Below are 19,804 nucleotides of genomic sequence, written 5' to 3'. Positions count from 1 at the left end.
GTCGTGATAAGCGACTTAGGCCAAAATACATCGGGGCGATGCTGTTCCCTAAGACTCGATTGCGCTATGCAGCTGAGCGAGTACCAATCGGTAGTTTGGCGATCGGCGGATCGAGGGGTTAGTCGTCGCATGAAGAATCTGATGCATCTGCATCAAGAGATTTGGCCCACTGGGATCGCGAGGCTCTCCATTCGCAAGGCGAGCGATATAGCTACTTGCCGCACTGGATGCCGTTGCCAATGCCACGCCGGGACGATTTGCCTGAATACCTGCAACCATACGAAAAAGGTCCATCCCCTGGGGGTGAGCAAAGCCGCGAGACTGATCGATCAGCTTGATCGCCTCTTCAGCTTTCGCTGGATCGAGTTCACTCAGTCGCCAATGGACTCTCAGTACCAGTGCATGCGATGCCGCGAGATCTCCCGGCACGACCTGGCCGAGCGTCGCATCAAGTTCTCGAATCGTTTCATTCTTACCTTGCCGCATTGCTTTTAAACCAAGCAGCACGGACTGGTGCAAGTCGCTAACCGATTTCGCCAGACGCGCCTGAGCTTGAGGATCAAGTGAGATCTGACCTCGCGTATAAAGATCTGCCATCGCAAGATAGGCAATGCCGGGATGATCCGGATATCGCTTGACGGCGGATCGAAGTGCGTCGTCACGTGATGGATCGCTCGTTGCCATTCGCGTGACCAAGTCTAAGAAGACACTCTGATCACCGGAGTCAACATTCGGCAGAATCAGTTCCTGGACGTTCCGTAACAGATGCTTTACGCCGATTCGTTGGCAGTAATCGATCGGGTCGAACGAAGGGCAGAGGCATTCGACCGACTGGCGTGAAGCTCGCAAAGGGTGCTCTGACAGGAAGAGCCGTGACACATCCTCACCATCCGCCTTTCCAAGTAGCTGTGGCCCCCGCATCGCCAATAGGTTTCGATCATCCGTAATGATGGATGCGTCACGACTGAGGGCTTCGACGCCATCGCCATCAAGAACCAGTCTTGCAAAAAGTTGACTGGGTGTCCGTAAACCCATCGTAAGAAAGAAATCGCTGTCAGCCTTATCGTGGCACACGGACAAACTGCCGTCAGCACGCTGGCCCTGACGACGTTCCGGCTCAATAGGTTGCTGTGACCCTACGACTAAATAGACGTCATCCAAGGGCGAGTAAACGCGGACAAATTTGAACACGGACTGCATCGTCGCCAACATCGAACGCGCCAGGGTTTCATCGATAAACTTGCCGCTAATCCATTCGACAAAGACACCGTCTGGATTAAGTCGTCTAGATGCTAAGTCGATAAATTCCCTTGTAAACAAGTGCGATGAACCCGCGGTCCAGGGATGCGACGGTTGCGAAACGATGGCATCGAATCGGCGAGCGGTTAACGACATCGCAGTCCTCGCATCATTCAAAGTGACCGTAACGCGAGGATTGGCTAGCGGATCTGATTGCCGAATATCGGCAAGGAACTGATTGGCTGCTAACACCGACGATTCCAGTTCAACGACGTCGATCGTTCTAACCGAGGGTGGAACATTGCCCGCTGTCACACCAGCACCCAAACCAACCACCAGCATGGATTCGATCTGGTCACGCATCAGGACTGGAAAAGCTCCCAGCCATCCGCTTTCCGAGTTTCGCTCGTTTGTGGCACCCGTTGCTCGTATGGAAGACTCAGGCAACCCGTTGGTTCGGAACATGTAGCGACCGCTGTCATCGTAGACGCTGACGGTTGCCGATCGACCGACGTGATGAAACACTCGCTGGCCGTTTTGTATTCCGGTGCCCATTGCCGACACCCGAAGGATGTTTTCAGGTTGCGTCGGACGAACCAACAGCAATATCAGCAGTGCCCCCACGAAGACAATGCCCCCATGGATACGGCGTAGCGAACCGAAATGAATCGCAACAACGCAAAGCAACAAATTCGCGGCAAAAGCCACAAGCATCGTTCCAACGTAATGCAGCGAGGGCAAGATAAGAAACCCAGTCAGCAACGCACCGACGATACCGCCAATCACGTTCCAAACGTAAATCGTCGCAGTGCTGCCCGCCGCTGATTCGTGCTGGTCAGCGTGGATCCGCACAGCAAAAGGAAACGCGGCACCTAGGCAAATAGAGATTGGCAGCAGCGTTAGCCCGGTCGTTACTACTTGCGAAACGGTGCTCTGGAAACGAGCCGACGATCCCCAGCTGTTTCCAGCGATCCAATCAAGTAAAACAAACCCGATCACTGTAAAGACTGCAGCACCGGCTTGCATACACGCGAATCCAATGGTTGCCGATCGACGAGAAGTTGCAAGCCGGCCTGCGACTGCACCGCCGATGCAGATTCCAGCTAAGAAAGAAGACAAAATTGTGGCGAAGGCGTAAACCGTTCCACCGAGCAGGTGCAATAGCATCCGCGAAAACAGTATCTCATCGGCAAAAGCGATCGCTCCCGAGATCGCGATGGCGATGCAGATCCAGACGCATCGGTTGCTCACCGATTCGGCCTTCGGCTCGGCACTGTCACGATGCACCAAATAGGCACTGGGATTCGATCGAATCAACAAGACAATTAGAACGAAAATCAACGCGTTGATGCCGGCACCAAACCAGGTGGTCATCCTCAACCCGAAAGTGGGAAGCAGGAGGAATGCGGAGACCATCGTTCCGGCAACAGCGCCGCAGGTGTTGACGGCGTAAAGCAGTCCCACACGAGGACCTATCTGATCGTCTGTTTCAACGAAAAAGCTTGTTAATAGCGGTAACGTCGCGCCCATCAATGCTGTTGGTACCAGCATTAGCGTCGTCGACGCTGCGAACGTAAACGTCGCGACCGAAAAATCACCGGCCGAAACCAATCGGTCCTGACCGCCAAGCAATCTAATTAGCAGAATGCTAGAAACGTAAACGCCGACAGGAATGAACAGGGCCCACGCAGCAATACTGAACTCGACGGCTCCGTAGAACAGCAGAGGGCGGTCGATGCGGTGCAGTACTCGACGCACAGCCCAAGCACCGACGCCAAGCCCACCCATGAAGGTCGCCAGCACAATAGCGAGCGCTTGCTCGCTTGAACCCAAGTGAGTTGCAAACTGACGCAGCCAGACTGTTTCGTAAAGAAGCCCCGCGAATCCTGAAAAGAATAATAGCAGGCAAACGACCACCAGCGACTTGCGTTGCGAATGGCTACTCGTAGACGCCTTTGCTGTTATCTCGATTTTCATAGATCTCCATTAACGCATTTTGCTGTTCTATCGCCTGTTCATCTGGCTTGATAACTGTGTTGCCTTCATTGCCACAGCCAACGCTGCTGAACACTGCAATGACAACGCCGACGATGCAGATGGAACGGAGGTGGATTAAAGTCTTCATGAAATCGATGGTTCCTAAAGGGTTGAAAATAAGTGCCAGACCGAGCGGGACGCCCCAGGATGATCCAAGTCGATCCCGGGGCGAAAATTGTCTACTGCGTTTGACTCATTAGAACTCTTCCGAAATGACTTCCCTGTTCGCGCGGGTACCTAGCTTCCCCCAAAGCCCGTACGGGCTAGGCGCTCCAGGGGCAAGGTCGCCGGATCCTCCCAACCGAACTGTGCCAGCGCCAGAGTTGCCGGCTTCAATGGAATCGGTGATAAACTTCACCGCCCCATCGCCCATCAAAACGTGGCACCCACCCTGATGGTAACTGCTTGGCGGAAGAGTTCCCGCAGTGACATCGCTTCCCATCACGCAAAGCTCTCTATTGGGACCAAGGATTGTATTGATGGCATTGTAAAGCGGCGAAGCCTCCGCCCAACGGTATCCTCGTTTTTCATTGGCTCTACTCAAGGAACCATTGGCGTTCATGCCTGAGTGGTCTGGGACAGCTGCATCCCAAAACTGGGGCCTTAGGGGATCGATCGAGGGATTTGGGTCGGTGCGACAATGCAAGGGATTGTCGCGGAGAGCTCCCCCGCCGCCGGGATTGTTGCGTGGATCCGTCTTGATTGCCCTGTCGCCTAGACCGGTGGCCATTTCGCCAGCCATGATCGTATTGGAAAGTCCGTCAAGAACATCGCGAAACTTTGACTGCTCCCTGGGCACGAAAAATCCACGGCAAGAGGCACGAACATTTTCTGCGTCCGTACTGTACTGCGCCGCTTGCGTGGGATCCAAATCGTTCCATGCCCCCATCTGCCAGTTCACAAGGCCTCGTTCGGTGTACCACATAGCATCACCCAAGTTCACGCCATAGTTTGTTCGCCCCATCCCAGGTAATCCGGTTCCGGGATCACTTGGGCATCGAAGGGTTTGCATTTCCGTCATCCATGGCTCGTAATTAATCTGGAATGTTGATGGCCCCATTGCGCTCCAAGGCGCAGTCATCCCATCCGTTTGAAGCGGATTACTGATTTGCTCCCACAGTGCCTGCTGCTCAACGAATGGCGTTAGGCCTACCCAGGGACTGAGGTTGAGTCCATTGAGCCCACCACCAGTGACCGCGTCACCCGCACTCGCATTCTGAGTCGCAATGCGGGTTCCTGCACCGTAGATTGGAAGGCTCTTGTACGCGCTGTGGTAATTGTGAATACCAAGCCCCAACTGCTTGAAGTTGTTACTACAGCTCATTCTTCGTGCTGCTTCGCGTGCTGCTTGCACTGCGGGCAACAACAGCCCCACTAGCACGCCGATGATCGCGATGACTACCAGCAATTCGACGAGCGTAAATGCCACTCGACTTTTCGACCTTCTCATAATTAAATTCCTAAAAGGGAAAACGATAACCCAAACAAGCTTCAAAAGGGTGAATCCGGTTGATACGACCAGCAGTCAAATTTGGCTGCGTGAATAGTCACACGACCGAACTCGCCAAAGCCCCCAGCGTTGTTTGAGTATTCTACGAGGCCGTTGCACCCAGTCTACGTGCGCAATCACGCCCCTGTATGGGGGCCGATATGCCCAACTAACATTTTCTGAGAAGCACGATGCGAGAAAGCCTGGCCGTCAAGTAAGCCAGTCTTCCACAGCCTAAGGAAGCGATAGGGGTAATGGCTAATGAGGCATTTGCCTCAGACGCTTCCGTTTGTGAACGCTCTATGCGATCTCGGCAAATGAGACTTCTTTTCCAATCCTAAACCGACTCGCCGCTTTAGTGAATCAATGATCAGATCTTCCACCCGATTTCGTCGTCGAAAATTGCTTTCTGAGTCATTGGAAACCCGGCGAGTGATGGCAGCAACGCCGATCATCTCCGAGTTTCTCGCATCGAATTCTGGCGGACTCGAAGACATTGACGGAGACTCGAGCGACTGGATCGAAGTCTATAATCCAACCAGCGGAACTGTCAGCCTGGACGGTTGGGGCTTGACCGACAAAGCAGACAACTTGGTGGAAGTGGACGTTCCCCGCCGTTGATCTGGAATCGGGTGAGTCTTTGGTCGTCTTTGCGTCTGGCAAGGATCACGCGGTTTCGTCGGAGGAACTGCACACGAAATGTCAGTAGAAGCTAACCTTGCTTCCGCATTGCGACACGTCCTCGCAACCAAGGACGACGTTCCATCTTTTTGGAAATCGCCCATCAGCGGTTTGCCGCCCACGCCGCGGAACTGCCCGAATCGTTCACCCTTGCGACGAGTCAAATGCGAGAGTATACGCGATTGGTGTTTGAACGCTGGGAGACACTTGATCACGGAGGTGCACTGGAGCATCAGGAAGCCGAACTGCGGCAACTTGCTCGCGATTTGGATCAGCAGTTCAATGTCCTGCAAACGCGTGGTGGTGAGTACGAATTCGACGACCGATTTCTCACAGACCTCTATTGGCCGTGGCTAATCGATGCCGACGAACGAGAGCTAGGTTCGCTGGACGCAATCGCGAATGGTGCATCTCAACTGACGAAACTTCATACAGCCAGCTCCCCAGCGGCAATCGTCATTCCAAACGATTTTCGCCAGCGTGAACAACAACGGTTGCTCGATGCGTGCAGCGACGCGAGTATCAACGCATCCCTGCTCTGGCTTCCTGTCGCCGCTGGTTTGAACTGGCTGCGTCAGAACCATCATCATCTGCCAGTGAGCGACAACGAGTCTGAGAACCAATTCACCTTGCCCATCGTCCATTGCGACTGGGGCCAGATCCGATGTTCAACAATACATCTGGTCCGTCTGTAAGACGAACACGGGGTACGCTGGATGCCCGCCCGAACAAGACCAACGTCTAGCGACCAGACGATCGCAGGATTTGGCTGGTCGGAAGCTGCGGGCTGCCACGGTGAAAACTACCAGGACACCTGGCGAGAACTCTTCGCATCAAAGATCGACAGTACAGTCTTCAAGTCGCGAAGCTCGCGGTCGAATGTCTTGGAGCAAGTGGCCCAGTGGAATATCGAACAGTCAACGACAGGAGAGATCGATGTTTGGCTTGCGAATCACTTGTCTACGATCATAAACCCCGCTTCCATCGTTTTCGTGGGGGACTTTGCAAATCACGTTTCGGCCGGACCGTTGGTCAACAAAGAAGTTCAACACCACTTCCGGCAATTTTGCCCGCCGACGGTCGCTTCGGGGAGCCTTGGCGAAGATTACCTTGCCGCCGGAGCATCGATTTTCGCACTCGACCGTCGAGAAGGCCGAACAAGTTACCTGGACACGCTGCCCGATCTCGAGTTGTTCGTCAATCGGAACAACGAATTTGAATGGATGAGCCTCCTCGGTGAGTCTGATCAATTCGTTCCCGGTGGGCAGGAGTGGAAGCTACCAAGTCCCATTGACGATTTTGCCGTAGGGAGACACGCATTGAGCATCAAGTTGGTGGTTGCGCACGAAGATTACCCCGGAGTTCGCGAACTTCAGGTGAAGCTGGACCGAACGGTCGAACTCGATCTCGCGGCCGAGCTTCATGTATCCGCCACGCCGGCCCAAGGGAACGCTCAACTGCGATTGGTTACGGAAGAACTCAGCAACGTGCCTTCACAAAGTATTCTGGCGAATTGGAATCGAATGACTCCCTTGCTGGACAGTGCCAATCAACCGATCAGCAAAGCAGACTATGCAAATAGTCGCCCAAGAGCGTATCCCAACCTTCGACCTCGACCGGCCAGCCTTGATCGCTGGGGACCATTCCAAACCAAGGCTCAGCACTTTCGATCGTCATTTAAGACCGTTGCCGATCTGAACGCGAATCCCTTCATGCTTGACCGATTGATCAGCCTGTCTCGCATCGTCAAAGGGGAATCTGCCGTCAGTTCTAACGGAAACGTCCCGCCTGGACGAGACCAAACGATCGTCGATGACTTGACTCGGATTCTCTTCGAATACGTTTCGATGCCATCATCTGCGACCAAGCAGAAAACTCGCGACGAAGCAGCACGGGTTCTTGCGTTCATGTCCGCAAATTGCAGCGGACTGGATGTATGGTTGCAAAACGAGATTGGAAAATCACCTCAAATCGACGAAACAACTTGTATCATTGCTGGTCACTGCATTCGTGATGCCGTCACCGCGTCAAGGTTCGTGCTGCAACTGCTCGGTGCCATTCCAACCAGCAACCTTGGGCGTTTGCTAAGCTACCAGATGATGGCGATCGGTTTCCTACTCAGCCAACGGCAAGAGGCCATGAGCAAACTCCCCTTCGAAGCCGCTGAACAATTGGTGGAGGAATGTCTTCGTGTGTTCCAAGCCGAAGTTGAGAACGACAAATTGGCTTGGTTGTTCGAGCACAGTGGGCTTGCGATCGTCTACGCTCTGCGATACCGGATGTACGACCCCACATTCCTGGACCCAAAATCGCCGGTTTCGATGCGAGCAAAGGAACTCTTCAGTGTGGCAATTGAAAAGCTAACCGAGCGAAAGAATCGAACGCGACGCTACGGCTACGCGGGCAACTACCTGAGTCCGGAGCGAGCCAACCGTTTGCTGGCTGCGTTGCGCCAACTCATCGACTACATCGACAAACGTGGCGAAGGCGACATCCTAATCGCACTCGACTGACACGCCAGAACAACGCTATCACGCCCCGTTAGTAAAAAAATCCATCATTCTACTGGTGCGTTGCTTCCGCACGTTTGCCCAGTGTGGGTGGGCGAGCAAGCCAAGAGTTTGTTTTGCAGGGGACATCTCAGTGAATTCGCTTGCAAAATCGAAGTCCGCTGCCCGTCCCCTAATGTATGGAATTGCCCACAAAAGTTGACAGTGGACAATTCCAGTAACAGTTCGCTCCTTCAGACTTCTTGAGATGCCAAACTTCTTTGGTGCAAATTCCAAGGCGTAGCTCTATCGCCGGCAGTCGCTGTATTTGGTCAATACTGAATTCGGACCAAAAGTCTTGAAATACCGCATCGGTATCTGCCTGCTTCAGCACTAAGGCAATTGTGCATGCACGAATTAGATAATTTCCGCCGGCCTGCCCTACGACCGCCGATCCGATTTAGGGCATAACTACTTTGTGCCGAGGCGGTCTGGCGAGGCAGGTCGCTAGACGTGCACGTGATGCGAGTAATCGACTTGCTTTTGCATAGCCTTGACCTTCTTTAATAGAGCCTTGTTCGCATCCTCTAGCATGGGTATCGTTTTGTCGATTTGACTCTGGATCTCTCGCAACTCGGCCAAGGCTTTGGCGAAACGCTCTATGGCACCCCCGGTGTCGCGTGGTTTAATACGTTCAACAGTGGTCGAATTGACAACATCCTCGATACCCTTCAGGCATCGTTGCAGGGCTTTGGCTTTCTGATCAACCGAATTGATTCTCGTAAGCGGGCGAGCTGCACGTGGCTCAGTTTTCGCCGCAGATCTTGCCTCGTTGCGATCGTGAATTTCCTGGCGGAGCGTTTTAACCGACCAGCGATACTTGACAGAATCTCTAATAACCGACACGCGTCCCGACTTTAGTCGAGTCAGCGCCAGTAAGTGTGAAAGAGAAATCCCGGCAGACTTCCCGCCCTGATGGGTTGTCGAATTTAGAGCCGGAAGTGCAACTTCAAACACGGCTTCCTCTAAGCCATCGAACGCTAACAGACGTGGAGCGTCGTAAGGGCTAACTATCCTAGCCAAAGCGTCAACAACTTCTTTTCTTCGCTGTCTAAAAGTCTTTTGCTTGTCGCGCGTAGCATTCGCACGAGGCGTCTTTCCCAATATCTCTCTCGCCTCTTTCGATATTTTCCGGCATGCGAGGACACGCTTACTGGGAATCGGGTCGGCATAGAACACCAACCATTTGTTAATCGTTTCTTCGAGATTCAAGGGAAACGACTGCAGCTTCATGGGTCTTGACATAAAACTCTCTGCACAACCTTTGGTAACCAAGTTTGAGGAACACGTTCAGTGCAACGCACCTCCGATATTACATTCGCCAGCTAGGCGACTGAACCGGTCATACCAAGCACTACCTGCAAGGTCTCGCACATAAATCAAGGCCGAAGCTCCGCTCTATTTGCCTGACAGACGAACTAATATGGGCCCCAAGGTTTCGCATGCACGTTAGGGAGCAGTATTCTCTTCGGGCCTGTTTCCAGTTAAAACCGCGTGCAGAACTTCATTTACTCATCTCTTAAACGAAAAGACCTAGTCATGGCTAAGAAAAAAGCAGTTAAGAAAGCAGTCACCAAGAAAACCGCCACTAAGAAGAAGGCTTCAACACTTAACGACATCTACAACGAAGTTGCCCGCAAGGCTGACACGGATGGTTTGCAAATCAACGTCGCCGAAACCAAGCGAGTTCTCGCTTGTTTCTTCGATGTTCTCGAAGACTACAAAACGGCTGACGCCTTTGACTTTGTCGCCAAGGGATTGAAGCGTGCCGGTGCACGGCGTCGCTGATTCGTGCTGCGTGTAGACGACTGCATACGCAGTTGGTTCAGAAGACGGGCTTAGTAAAACGCAATCGCTAAAAGTTTGTCTTGAAACGAGTACTTTGTTGCTTCAGCACTATTCTATGTTTGTGTGGCGTATCGAACGCCAACAACGCCCTCGAAAAAGTCAACCGTTTTAACGCGAACCATCTGGCCGTGTAAGAGTCTATCTTTCAGAACACACAAGTCACAATCACAGACGAGCGAGTAACGAGCTTTCTGATGTTATCAAGAACCCAATCCAGTCGACTCGAACAGATACACGAAGGCATTCTCTTCGGCGCCCCTGTCCATAGTGACAGCCCGTTGAATACAGATAATGCCCCGGCGTATCCGCGTCTGATGTGACACTCGCTTTCATTAGCGAACGACTTCTTCATGAAGGCTCGGTGTCACGCAGACATCGAGCCTTTTTTCGTGTCCGCATCGAACGGGCACCCCAACAACGAACCCAATTTGGGCTGGTAGCTGAGACGCCGGGCTTGCCCTATTGGCTGACGCGGGCGGCGGTCTGAAGAACCGCAGACGAGGATTCGAGCGCCTCCCGGCCCACTGACAGGGAAGATATGCGCCGACGGAACTATCCGCGGCGAACACGACAAACAACATCGGATACAGGTGCAGATGGAAGCACGTCCGCTTTGGGAGCGGAAGGCTCTCGGTTCGACTCCGAGGTGTCCGACTTTTTGAAACGACAACATGGTAGTCGAGGGCTGGTCGCCCAAATCCGCCTGATACGCGGGTCGCGCTGAGTTCGATCCTCGGGGCTACCACTTACGACTAAAACACGAAGGAGAAAACAACATGCTTCCTGAACTGCGTTTGAAACGCATAGCCGCGACTGAACATCGGGGCTGTGGTGTAACTGGCAGCATGACGGACTTTTAATCCGTTCGGTGAGGGTTCAACTCCCTTCGGCCCCATTGGCTACGCATCGGCGTGTAGCTCAGGGGTAAGAGCGGCGTCCTTATAAGGCGACGGTCGCGGGTTCAATTCCCGCCACGCCGACTGAAACGAAGCAACGACGACAACACATGGGATTGTGGCAGACAAGGTAATGCATCGGACTCTCAATCCGAGCGATGTGAGTTCGATTCTCACCGATCCCACTTGAGACATTTTGAAACAGGCACTGATGGTCTAACGGCAAGACTCCTCCGTCGTAACGAGGTGATGCGGGTTCGATTCCGGCTCGGTGCTCTTGAACGCTTCGGCGTAATTGATCTTTGACAATTTGGTAGTGATGCATTTTGCGCCCATGATGTAGCGGTAGCCTGCTGCCTTGCCATGGCGGAAGTGTGGGTTCGACTCCCACTGGGCATTTGCAAAAGTCGGAAGGATGAAGCGAGAAGTGTGAAATAGCTCGCTTCGTTTCACACTTCATCCTTCCGACTTCAAAATTATTATCGTGTCCTTGGCCGAGCGGCAAAGGTGCTGGGCTTCCAACTCAGATAGGCGGGTTCGATTCCCGCAGGACACTCTACGATTGCGAAAACTCTCTCCGGCGCGTAGTCGCGACGTGAGCCTTTGAAGCTCGCAGGTCGGGTTCAATTCCCGGACGGAGTGCTTTGCAAGTTTATGTACGCCGGAGTAGCAGTTGCTGGTCGCTGCACCTGACTCTGAATCAGGAGTTCATTGGTTCGATTCCAATCTCCGGTGCTGTTTGAATTCATAATCCATGGGGGAGCCGTTGGTGGCTCGGACTGACTGTTAATCAGTTTGCCGCTGGTTCAATTCCAGCCTATGGAGCTGTGGCCGTCCTGTATTGGTTTCAGGAACTTCGCTGTGAACGAAGTCCATGTCGGTTCAATTCCGATCGGTCACCTGACGCGAACATTTTCGGTGGCAATTTCCTCTGGGAAGGAAGCTTGATTGTCTATCGAGTCGCTGCGGGTTCGACTCCCGTTGCCATCGCATTTAATTCGCCGCATTCGACTACTGGCTAGGTCGGCTGCTTCTCAGGCAGCAGGAAGGAGATCGAAACTCCTATGCGGTACTGAAATAGGTTTTAGGTATCAGGTTTTAGGCATTAGGAAAGATCCGCGACGATTGCTTTGAAAGCTAACTCCTAATGCCTAATTGCTAATACCTACTTTTCGGCGTGGTAGATTCTGATGGCAGAATCGTCTGGTTTTCATCCAGGAGTCCGCGGGTTCGATTCCCGCTCACGTCACTGCGTTTGATAACGCAATACGGAAGTCACCCGGCCGGATGAGGACACTGTCTTGAAAACAGCTGCGGCTAATTACCGTTGTGGGTTCGAGTCCCACGGCTTCCGCTTGTTCAATTGATGCATGGGAGCGTTTCCACACGGGAGGTTGTAACCCTTCTGCCTTTAATTGTGTGGTAGTCGGCGAGAGGTGCGATTCCTTGCGTTCCCACTTTTGCAAACACACACGTCTCTGGTGTAACGGTAGCACTGCTGATTCCAAACCAGTTAGTCAGGGTTCAAATCCTTGGGGACGTGCTCCTCGGTCCTGTGGTCCAACGGCGACGACACCTGTTTTACACGCAGGAAACGATGGTTCGATTCCATCCGGGACTACTGCCGGCGTCACGGTGACGCTGGCCCGCGATTAACCAAGGAGAACGACGATGTCCAGAAATGTGAAGTACGTGCAATGTGCGATGAGACGCAGCATCGCCGGCGGATCAGTGCGAACGACATCGTACATCCCGCAAGAGTTTGCGAAGGTCGGCCGCGTGCTGAGGTTGAAAGACGACAACGTCGGTTGGGTCGATGGCTGGGTGGTCGAGTGCGTCGGTGACGTGATCGTCGAAGGCGACCAGCTCCCTGATTCGCACAAGGCAATCAAGAACCATCGCAAGTCGACCGGCGACAGTACGCCGCGTCTGTATGCGTAACACGTTGGCAGCCAAGGGAAGGACGCGGTCGGTCGTGTCCTTCCCAACGACACCTACGACTAACGCCTATATACGCCAACCGGCCGAGCGGCTCGACTTAAACCCGAGTGTTTGCAGGTTCGACTCCTGCTCTGGGCACTTTTCAAATTCAACAAAGAATAACATGGGGCGCTCGTCCAACGGGAAGACGTCTGTTTTGCATGCAGAAAATCGGGGTTCGATTCCCCGGTGCTCCACTCTTTTTCGAGAAACGCTGAGGTAGGCCAACGGCGAGCCGCTTGTCTTAGGAACAAGTGCTTGCGGGTTCGACTCCCGCCCTCAGTACTGACTCAACATGCTGTGGTACGCAAACCGGCAAAGCGGCGAATTTCAAACGTTCGTGTTTGAGGGTTCGACTCCCTCCCGCAGTACTTCGATTCAATCAGCCAAGTGGTGGAACCGGTAGACACGCGACACTCAGAATGTCGTGCCAGCATTGGCGTGCGAGTTCAACTCTCGCCTTGGCTACTTTCACTTTCAAAGGTGAAACAACGATGCGGGTGAGCCAGGCTCATCCGGGCCTCATAAGCCTGGACCGTCGGGTGCGACCCCCGAACCCGCTACTTCAAAACGACAACAACGCGGATGGGCCAGTGCCCAGCCAGGTTTCATATGCCAGGCACGCCGGGTGCGACCCCCGCACCGCTACTTCCGACCACTGATGCAAGAAGGTCTGTAAGTGTTGCGGCAGCACGCGTCTGTGGTATGGACGAAGACCGGGTTCAATTCCCGGACGGACCTCTCGTGGCAGTCCATAGTCAATAGCCTGAAGTCCATAGTGACTTCCTAGAGACTAAAGACTACCGGCTGAAGACTAACTTGGAAGGCACCCGGATACGGTTTGCCGGGCCGCACTGCTAACGCGTGCCACCTTCGGGTGATGAGGGTTCGACTTACTCGTGACGCCTACCGCTCGCGAAAACGCAATGTCGCCCCGCTTAAACCGATGCCGACAACCACCTCCCGTTCCTTTAATGGTGGTGTGAATAGTGATCGACTCGACCTCACGCATTACAACGCGGATATCCTTGGGGTCGGATTCTGATCCCAGTGCTCCCAAACGAACCACCTTACGCAGCACGTCTAAAACGGTGTCATTGATATCCTGTTCGGTTGGTTGCACCGACTGCTCTCGTTTCAGCTCATCGCGTAGTTCTCGCCACTCGTGAATCTGTGTTTGGACCTTGGGGATAAACTCAGGGTCGAGCAATGCTAGGTTGCCTTCGGCTTTGGTGATTTGAGCGTTTAGCTTGGCGATCTTCTTTTCTGTGTTCGCGGGCTTCGCTTTGCTCCTAGTGCTACCAAACATCATTTGCTTGAGTGACGCAAACGCTTCTGGTACGTCGCTCGATTTCAGTTTCCGTTTCTTCGCCAAGCTCCACAAATCATCACCATCAGGTCCTAACACCTCCCGCTCAATGTAAGCGACCAGCGTTTCAATCACTTTGGTTTCCGTGATGTTCGTACCATTACAGGCGGGCGTGCCCGTCTGTTGGCGGGTCTTCGTTTGGTGGCTGCAGTTGTAGGTGCGTCGGCCCTTGTCGTTCTTACCGTGCAGCGTGTGCCCACACTTACCACAACGCAATACGCCAGTGAACAGATATGGGTTCTCATCGTGTTGGTGTGGGCTGCGTCCCTGTTTGCCCTTGGCGAGTATTGCAGCAGCTTTCTTGAACGTCTTCTTGTCGATGATCGCTTCGTGGTTATTTTCCATCACGATCCAATCCGATTCGGGGTTCACGCCCCTGCGTCCACCCTTGGTTATTTCACCGCCCCGCAATGAGTGATATTTCGAATTGCTTGATCGGTTGTAAATGAACCTGCCAACGTAGGCGGAATTGCCGAGTAAGTGTTTCACACTATCGAAACGCCAAGACGCTAAGCCGGTGCTGGTAAGTATCCCATCGTTGGTCAAACCCAGTGCAATGCTCGATAGCGATCGACCATCATCAACGTACTCGCGAAAGACACGCTGCACGACTTCAACCTTGCTGGGGTCGCCAAGAACAAGCCGCTTCTCTTTCGAGCGGCCGACTATATCGTAGCCGTATGGTGGCGACCCCACCCAACTACCCCGCTTGGCAGCTTCGCGTTGACCACGCAATACGTTGCCGCTTAAATCGACCACGAACTGATGCTTACCCTCTTGCTCCACACCGAAAACGATACGCCCCCCAACGTCCTCCCAGTCGATGACACCCTTGTCCAAGGTAACAAGCTGAACGCCCGCTTCGCGAAATGGGTAGCACAAGTAGTCGGTGGTCATTGAATCGGCCCTTCCGAAGCGATCCTGCTTCCAGCACAACACGACCTTAAAATCACCGCTATCCGCATCCTCGCTCATTTCTTTGAACGCCACTCGCTTTTTGATGTCGTCGCCACTGATACCATCATCGACATACTCGCGAATGATCTCATACCCGTTTGCTTTCGCGTAGGCTTCAACTTCCGTGCGTTGGTCTCCGATACTCGCCTCTTGCTTCTTCGTGGACCTTCGATAATACGCAACCGCTGGCATGAGCTTCGAGCGTTTCGCATTCTTCTTCGCCATCGTTATTCGACCTTTCATCGACCGTAACAAATTGAATTAAAAGGTGAGCGGCTGATTCATCCGGTCGAAGGATAAACGAATCCCGTCTGGGTAATTAAGCCAAACGGTGCCGCCCACTGTGTCGTATTGTGGACGTTCAAACGAAAACTGGCTGCGGCGGGTCGAGGTCTCGTAGCCCTCATAGCAATCGACGGGCACGAAACACCCAAAAACCCCGTCGACAACTAACCCACCGCAAGCCAGCAGACGCAGTCTCCTACTCCCACATATTCGGCAGGCCGAGCGGTTGCTCTGGGTCGCTGTGTCGCCCCTGTCCCGCGTTGTCGGTCGGCTTCGGGTCGTTTGTCGACTTGGTAGCGTTGGGGGCGTTTGCCGACGTCTCAGGCGGCTCGTCCCAATTCATTACCGGCAACCCCAACGGTGCCCCCGGCTCAGTCGATCGGTTTCCGACGTACAGCGGTTGGAGCGGCTTCGGTTTGTCAGTGTTTCGCCTTGGTTCGAGCGTTTGCTGAATTGGGTCGGTATACTGCAACTCATCGTTGCCCCAATTCATCGTCGGTAGTCCCAACGGTGTCGCCGACTCGTTTTGCACAGGCTCGTAAGTCGTCACCTTTACCGTGTCGCTGATCCCGTTCATGACCAGCGTGTCATCGTTGGCGACCAGAACGGGGTGAGTGCTAATCGCTGCCGGCCGTTCTCGTCTCAAGTATCGACCAACTGCTAACATGGAGCCCTCTACGGTCCCCAGCGTGTCGCCTTCTTGGAATGTCGCTTTACGTGTCATCGTTTCTTCTCTTAATCAGTTAGGGGTTGGTCTCGCTTGGTAAGTTGCTTCGGTTAGATATTGATTTCGTTCAGGGCTTCGAGCTGCTTAACTCGTCGCTGTGCTCGATCGGCCTGGACGCGGCTATGTGCCTCCATCCCTTGCAACTGCGGGTCGAGTCGAAATTGTTCTTCCTTGGACTCTTCTAATTGCCTCATCGAGGCGTAGACGGCAAGTTGCAGCTTCTTCAACTCTGCGAATTGCTCGTCGGTGTAGTCGCCCGATGACATCAGGCTCTTGAGTTCTTGGAACCGTCGTTGGCTGTGCTGGTGCCGTGCCCGGTAGTACGCAACCAAACGCCGGGCAAGCTCCAAGGCACATCGCCGCTCTGGTTCGGTAAACGGGTGGGCGTGCCGGTACTGGTCAACTGTCGGCGGCTCGTGGCAGGTTGGAGAGATACCGCTTCCAACCATGTAGACTTCTCGATACGCACCGTTCGGGAAAAACAGGTAGTTGCCTGTCTCATTCATCACCGCGTCATCAATTCCGTGTCGCCGGTCGAATTCATCTACGTACTGGAAAGGGGCCAGTGCTTGTTGGGTCGTCATCGTTTGGGTTCCTTGGTTAACAGGGTCAGGGTTCAGGGTTTGGGTTACAGAGCACCGATGAGGCGTTTCTGATTCGCGGCAAGGTAGGAGGCACCAGCTACCGCGTTGCTCAGGTCGTCGTGCTGGCCGTTTGGGTGGTCGACTTTGTCGCGACCACCTCCACCGGTTTTGCGTTCGAGCATCGAGAGCTGGTTTACAAGAACTTCATTATCGAGCAGCTCGATACCGTTGCCGGTAAGACGCGGCAGGAGTTCCAAGTAAAGTTCCGACGCGGTCAGGTCCGAGTTGGTGTATCGGATGCCGTGGGCCTTAAACGCATCGGTTACGAAGTTCGCTGAGTAGCGGTCGCCCATCACTCTTTTCAGTTGGTAGCGTCTTAACTCTTCGGCCATCTGAGTGATGATCAGATAGGGGTTGTGCGGTGCGGGCCACTCCAACGCAACATCGACGACAACCTTGCCATCTTGTCGGTGGCATATCGAAAGCGTCGATGAGTCTGAGCGGCCACCGCTCACGTCAGCGAACGCATAGTATCGGGCGTCAGATGCCCATTGGATTTGTGATCGCCCTTTAACGACCAAACCTTCAACGAGGTCACGACCGACAAACCGACTGATCGGGTCACGCCACTCCGCGTAGAACTCGCTACGGGCTTTCTCGTAGTCCGCTTCCATCTTCTTATCGATGTACTCTTGCGACACGTTCGGGTTCATCGTCCGCGTCGGTGCTCGCCAAACGAGTACGTCCCCGCTGTCGTTCCCGTAGTTTGCTTCGTGGGTTTCGTAACACCAACCGGCCCGAGTGTATGGTGATGAGATGCCGATTAGCTTTCCGCCCGTTGTCGCCAATGATGGTTCCAGGGCTGCGATGAGTTCGCTGTCTGACTTCACCTTGGAGTCGGCTTCGTATTGATGGAACGCTACCTCATCGAGGATCACCGACAAGCAACTGGCACCGCGGACGGTTCGATAGTCGCAAGCAAGGGTTTCAATGATTGCGTCGTTCGTTAGCTCGATCGAGTTCTGCGTTTCCCTTGCGACCATGTTCTTTAGAAGGTCCGCTTCGAAAACGCCTTTCAGATACTTGTAGACATAGCGGCTTTGGTGCTTGGCTGGGGATACGATTGGAAGAACACCGATTTCACCTTTAGCCAAGTTCTCTTCCCGACCGGCCAGCGTGGCTTCATAGGCTGCGATCACCGCAGCGATTCGACTCTTGCCGCTACGTCGACCCGTTAAGAACAGAGCGGTGTCGAAACCGTTGGCGGGTAGCTTGTCTGGGTCACGCCCGGTGCATTGCTCAATCAGCTTGCGGCTACGTCGCCCCCATCGGGTCGGTATGCCGTAAAGAACTCTCAACGCCACTAACCAACTACGCCACGTTGAAAGATCGTCGTCCTCGTCTCTCGCGAGGAAAGGGCGAAAGAGGTTCTCATCTTTGATTGCTTCGATGATGTTCACGATCGACTCCCCACGTACGCTTTCAAATCAACGGTCTTGACTGCCTTGGCGTTAATGCCGAGGTCTTTGAGATAACCTTTGAGCGTGTTCGCCATCACTGTGTACGTGTTGGCGTCGAACTTATCACCCTCCGCTGCATCGCACTCCATGGTTTCAAGCTGGAGGGCGATAAACACCGCACGCTGGCACAGCATCCGTTTCTGTGTGTTGTCGGCCCCGGTGTCGTCGATCAACTCTTGGTAGCGTTGGCGTACCTCGCGAACGACTACAGAACGCCCGTCGATCGCGTCCCAGAACTTGGGACGAAACTGTTTGGGTATGCTGATATCGGCTCTTTTGTGTTTCGCCATCGATCGTTTTCTCCGGTGCATCTCGTGTGTAACCGGTAAGCAAACTAGGACAATTCGATGATAAGTAAAGAGCTGGGACCGGTCGGTTGGTTTACACCTCCGCTTCGGACTCTCTGAGAACGCTGTAGACGGTTGGTCGCGACAAACCAACGGCACGGGCGATAGCTGCGATGGGTTTGCCCCTCTCTTTCATGGTCCTAATGATTTCGACCTTATCGGGGGTCACCGCAGTGCGTTTGCCTTTGGTGCCGCCTCCCCACTTTTTCCCCTTCGCTTTCGCGACTGCTTGCCCCGCTCGGATGCGTTCACTTCTGATCTCGTTGTCGTACTCAGCGAAACCGGCGAGCATCGTGTACCAAAGACGCCCCTCTGGTGTTTCGAGCCCCATCATCCCACCGACCACCATCACCAAGTCGACTTTCCTAGCGATCAACTCATCTCGAAGTGCGAGCATCTCGCGAGCGGTTCGCCCTAGTCGATCCTGTCGCCAAACGACAACCTTGGAAACCTTCCCCGATCGCATATCGGCTTCAAGCTTCAGCCAACCTGGGCGGTCCATCGTCTTACCGCTTTGTTTATCCGTGTACCACTTCACTGGCTCGGTTTGGTCATCGGCCCAGCGTTCAAGGTCGGGTAACTGCGAGCGGTGTTCTTGTTGGTTGCTCGACACTCGGACGTAGATGGCGACGTGTTTGGTTCGTTTGGTCGAAGGCGTTTTCTTGCTCATCGTCTCGGTTCCTGTTCTTGGTTGTTGGTTGTTGGTCGGTCGAAAACGCTAATCGCGTAGCGTTTTGGTTCGGTATCAACGACAAACGCCCCACCGGGCTAAGGGTGGGGCGTTGGTGTCGTGGTGTCGGTTGGTTGTTTGGCGTTGTCATCGCTCGCAACGCCCTGCGGGTGCGTTTGGCGTGCTCGGTTACTATCTCGCGATACACGCCGTCTCAGGCGGCTTTGCGGGTACGCTTGGCGATTGCTTTGGCGAAACCTGCGTCGGTCTGCTCGATCAACCCTTTGCCGAGTAGGTGTCGCAAGTGGTTGCGGCATCGGCTCACGGTGACCTTGGCTTCGGCGGCCAGGGTTTGCACCGTCTTCGGTTTGGTTGTGATCTTGGCGTTAATCGCTGCCGACTGCGTACCGACCCGACACCCCATCGCGTCGACCGCTGCGGGTGTTGCTTTGGCGTTGGTAGTGGTCGCTTTCTTCGTGGTGCTTCGAGCTGCCATGGTGTTGTCTCCGTTGGCGGGTTGTTTCGGGTGTCTGTAAACACATGTTCACCAACCGAAACACCACGTTACACTCCGGTGCAGGGAGTTGTAAAGCACATTTTTAGTTCGGGCGTTACAACTCAATCGC

16 protein-coding genes and 20 tRNA genes are annotated in these 19,804 nt (G+C 53.9%); 25 read left to right on the top strand and 11 right to left on the bottom strand.

Annotation, left to right across the window (positions count from 1 at the left end; all coding sequences use genetic code 11):
• Positions 1–48: 48 nt before the first annotated feature.
• From ACR3ZL_RS10435 to ACR3ZL_RS10425, 3 genes are all read right to left on the bottom strand, one after another.
• The gene (locus ACR3ZL_RS10435; RefSeq protein ID WP_473653217.1) at positions 49–3,216 is read right to left on the bottom strand and encodes a fused MFS/spermidine synthase; all 3,168 of its coding nucleotides are present in this window, start codon (positions 3,214–3,216) and stop codon (positions 49–51) included.
• On the bottom strand, positions 3,179–3,364 hold the full coding sequence (locus ACR3ZL_RS10430) for a hypothetical protein (RefSeq protein WP_473653218.1): 186 nt from the start codon (positions 3,362–3,364) through the stop codon (positions 3,179–3,181). The genes ACR3ZL_RS10435 and ACR3ZL_RS10430 overlap by 38 nt, the downstream gene beginning before the upstream one ends.
• Before the next feature lie 108 nt (positions 3,365–3,472).
• Positions 3,473–4,726: a DUF1559 family PulG-like putative transporter gene (locus ACR3ZL_RS10425; protein ID WP_486173429.1), complete on the bottom strand. Its 1,254-nt coding sequence runs from the start codon at positions 4,724–4,726 to the stop codon at positions 3,473–3,475.
• 405 nt (positions 4,727–5,131) lie between these two features.
• Here ACR3ZL_RS10425 and ACR3ZL_RS10420 point away from each other — a divergent pair, with 405 nt between their 5' ends.
• The 3 genes from ACR3ZL_RS10420 to ACR3ZL_RS10410 all read left to right on the top strand — a co-directional run bounded on the left by ACR3ZL_RS10420 (position 5,132) and on the right by ACR3ZL_RS10410 (position 7,959).
• Positions 5,132–5,386, top strand: a complete 255-nt coding sequence (locus ACR3ZL_RS10420) for a lamin tail domain-containing protein (RefSeq protein WP_473653219.1) — start codon at positions 5,132–5,134, stop codon at positions 5,384–5,386.
• 224 nt (positions 5,387–5,610) lie between these two features.
• Positions 5,611–6,141 carry a hypothetical protein gene (locus ACR3ZL_RS10415; RefSeq protein ID WP_473653220.1) on the top strand — a complete coding sequence of 177 codons (531 nt, stop codon included), beginning with the start codon at positions 5,611–5,613 and terminating at the stop codon, positions 6,139–6,141.
• Positions 6,142–6,162: 21 nt separating this feature from the next.
• On the top strand, positions 6,163–7,959 hold the full coding sequence (locus ACR3ZL_RS10410) for a hypothetical protein (RefSeq protein ID WP_473653221.1): 1,797 nt from the start codon (positions 6,163–6,165) through the stop codon (positions 7,957–7,959).
• A 483-nt stretch (positions 7,960–8,442) separates the two neighbouring features.
• Here the strand turns inward: ACR3ZL_RS10410 and ACR3ZL_RS10405 are convergent, their stop codons facing one another.
• A complete protein-coding gene (locus ACR3ZL_RS10405) occupies positions 8,443–9,228 on the bottom strand; it encodes a hypothetical protein (RefSeq protein ID WP_473653222.1) in 786 nt (261 codons plus the stop codon).
• A gap of 306 nt (positions 9,229–9,534) precedes the next feature.
• Between ACR3ZL_RS10405 and ACR3ZL_RS10400 the strand changes: the two genes are divergently transcribed.
• The 22 genes from ACR3ZL_RS10400 to ACR3ZL_RS10295 all read left to right on the top strand — a co-directional run bounded on the left by ACR3ZL_RS10400 (position 9,535) and on the right by ACR3ZL_RS10295 (position 13,187).
• The gene (locus ACR3ZL_RS10400; protein WP_473653223.1) at positions 9,535–9,783 is read left to right on the top strand and encodes a hypothetical protein; all 249 of its coding nucleotides are present in this window, start codon (positions 9,535–9,537) and stop codon (positions 9,781–9,783) included.
• A gap of 490 nt (positions 9,784–10,273) precedes the next feature.
• Positions 10,274–10,367, top strand: a tRNA-Phe gene (locus tag ACR3ZL_RS10395).
• A gap of 57 nt (positions 10,368–10,424) precedes the next feature.
• Positions 10,425–10,497: transfer RNA gene (locus tag ACR3ZL_RS10390), tRNA-Pro, on the top strand.
• Between the two features lie 168 nt (positions 10,498–10,665).
• A tRNA-Lys gene (locus tag ACR3ZL_RS10385) sits at positions 10,666–10,738 on the top strand.
• Positions 10,739–10,750: 12 nt separating this feature from the next.
• Positions 10,751–10,823: transfer RNA gene (locus tag ACR3ZL_RS10380), tRNA-Ile, on the top strand.
• Positions 10,824–10,851: 28 nt separating this feature from the next.
• A tRNA-Glu gene (locus ACR3ZL_RS10375) sits at positions 10,852–10,924 on the top strand.
• A gap of 20 nt (positions 10,925–10,944) precedes the next feature.
• Positions 10,945–11,015, top strand: a tRNA-Thr gene (locus tag ACR3ZL_RS10370).
• A gap of 52 nt (positions 11,016–11,067) precedes the next feature.
• Positions 11,068–11,138 (top strand) — tRNA-Gly (locus tag ACR3ZL_RS10365).
• Positions 11,139–11,223: 85 nt separating this feature from the next.
• Positions 11,224–11,295: transfer RNA gene (locus ACR3ZL_RS10360), tRNA-Gly, on the top strand.
• 104 nt (positions 11,296–11,399) lie between these two features.
• Positions 11,400–11,474, top strand: a tRNA-Gln gene (locus ACR3ZL_RS10355).
• A gap of 16 nt (positions 11,475–11,490) precedes the next feature.
• Positions 11,491–11,564: transfer RNA gene (locus tag ACR3ZL_RS10350), tRNA-Asn, on the top strand.
• 92 nt (positions 11,565–11,656) lie between these two features.
• A tRNA-Asp gene (locus ACR3ZL_RS10345) sits at positions 11,657–11,729 on the top strand.
• A 184-nt stretch (positions 11,730–11,913) separates the two neighbouring features.
• Positions 11,914–11,988: transfer RNA gene (locus ACR3ZL_RS10340), tRNA-Glu, on the top strand.
• Positions 11,989–12,009: 21 nt separating this feature from the next.
• Positions 12,010–12,093 (top strand) — tRNA-Ser (locus tag ACR3ZL_RS10335).
• Positions 12,094–12,211: 118 nt separating this feature from the next.
• Positions 12,212–12,282, top strand: a tRNA-Trp gene (locus ACR3ZL_RS10330).
• Between the two features lie 6 nt (positions 12,283–12,288).
• A tRNA-Val gene (locus ACR3ZL_RS10325) sits at positions 12,289–12,360 on the top strand.
• A gap of 50 nt (positions 12,361–12,410) precedes the next feature.
• Positions 12,411–12,680 carry a hypothetical protein gene (locus tag ACR3ZL_RS10320; RefSeq protein WP_473653224.1) on the top strand — a complete coding sequence of 90 codons (270 nt, stop codon included), beginning with the start codon at positions 12,411–12,413 and terminating at the stop codon, positions 12,678–12,680.
• 64 nt (positions 12,681–12,744) lie between these two features.
• A tRNA-Leu gene (locus tag ACR3ZL_RS10315) sits at positions 12,745–12,818 on the top strand.
• A 27-nt stretch (positions 12,819–12,845) separates the two neighbouring features.
• Positions 12,846–12,916: transfer RNA gene (locus ACR3ZL_RS10310), tRNA-Ala, on the top strand.
• Between the two features lie 16 nt (positions 12,917–12,932).
• Positions 12,933–13,004, top strand: a tRNA-Leu gene (locus tag ACR3ZL_RS10305).
• Between the two features lie 12 nt (positions 13,005–13,016).
• Positions 13,017–13,090 (top strand) — tRNA-Leu (locus tag ACR3ZL_RS10300).
• A 13-nt stretch (positions 13,091–13,103) separates the two neighbouring features.
• Positions 13,104–13,187: transfer RNA gene (locus ACR3ZL_RS10295), tRNA-Leu, on the top strand.
• A gap of 346 nt (positions 13,188–13,533) precedes the next feature.
• On the opposite strand, the gene ACR3ZL_RS10290 is transcribed toward ACR3ZL_RS10295, so the two are convergent.
• The 7 genes from ACR3ZL_RS10290 to ACR3ZL_RS10260 form a co-directional block, all read right to left on the bottom strand.
• Positions 13,534–15,270 (bottom strand): recombinase family protein, encoded by a 1,737-nt coding sequence (locus ACR3ZL_RS10290; protein ID WP_473653225.1) that lies wholly within the window; start codon positions 15,268–15,270, stop codon positions 13,534–13,536.
• A gap of 256 nt (positions 15,271–15,526) precedes the next feature.
• Entirely contained in the window at positions 15,527–16,054 is a 528-nt protein-coding gene (locus ACR3ZL_RS10285) for a hypothetical protein (RefSeq protein ID WP_473653226.1), read from the bottom strand.
• 53 nt (positions 16,055–16,107) lie between these two features.
• The gene (locus tag ACR3ZL_RS10280) at positions 16,108–16,641 is read right to left on the bottom strand and encodes a hypothetical protein (RefSeq protein WP_473653227.1); all 534 of its coding nucleotides are present in this window, start codon (positions 16,639–16,641) and stop codon (positions 16,108–16,110) included.
• 44 nt (positions 16,642–16,685) lie between these two features.
• Entirely contained in the window at positions 16,686–18,101 is a 1,416-nt protein-coding gene (locus tag ACR3ZL_RS10275; protein ID WP_473653228.1) for a hypothetical protein, read from the bottom strand.
• Positions 18,098–18,451 carry a hypothetical protein gene (locus ACR3ZL_RS10270; RefSeq protein ID WP_473653229.1) on the bottom strand — a complete coding sequence of 118 codons (354 nt, stop codon included), beginning with the start codon at positions 18,449–18,451 and terminating at the stop codon, positions 18,098–18,100. The genes ACR3ZL_RS10275 and ACR3ZL_RS10270 overlap by 4 nt, the downstream gene beginning before the upstream one ends.
• Before the next feature lie 91 nt (positions 18,452–18,542).
• Entirely contained in the window at positions 18,543–19,178 is a 636-nt protein-coding gene (locus ACR3ZL_RS10265; protein ID WP_473653230.1) for a recombinase family protein, read from the bottom strand.
• 214 nt (positions 19,179–19,392) lie between these two features.
• On the bottom strand, positions 19,393–19,674 hold the full coding sequence (locus ACR3ZL_RS10260) for a hypothetical protein (RefSeq protein WP_473653231.1): 282 nt from the start codon (positions 19,672–19,674) through the stop codon (positions 19,393–19,395).
• Between the last annotated feature and the right edge of the window lie 130 nt (positions 19,675–19,804).

It is taken from the genome of Rhodopirellula sp. J20-39 (assembly GCF_057365095.1).
The sequence above is the reverse complement of the archived record's forward strand: the minus strand, read 5'-3'. Positions and strand labels throughout refer to the sequence as shown.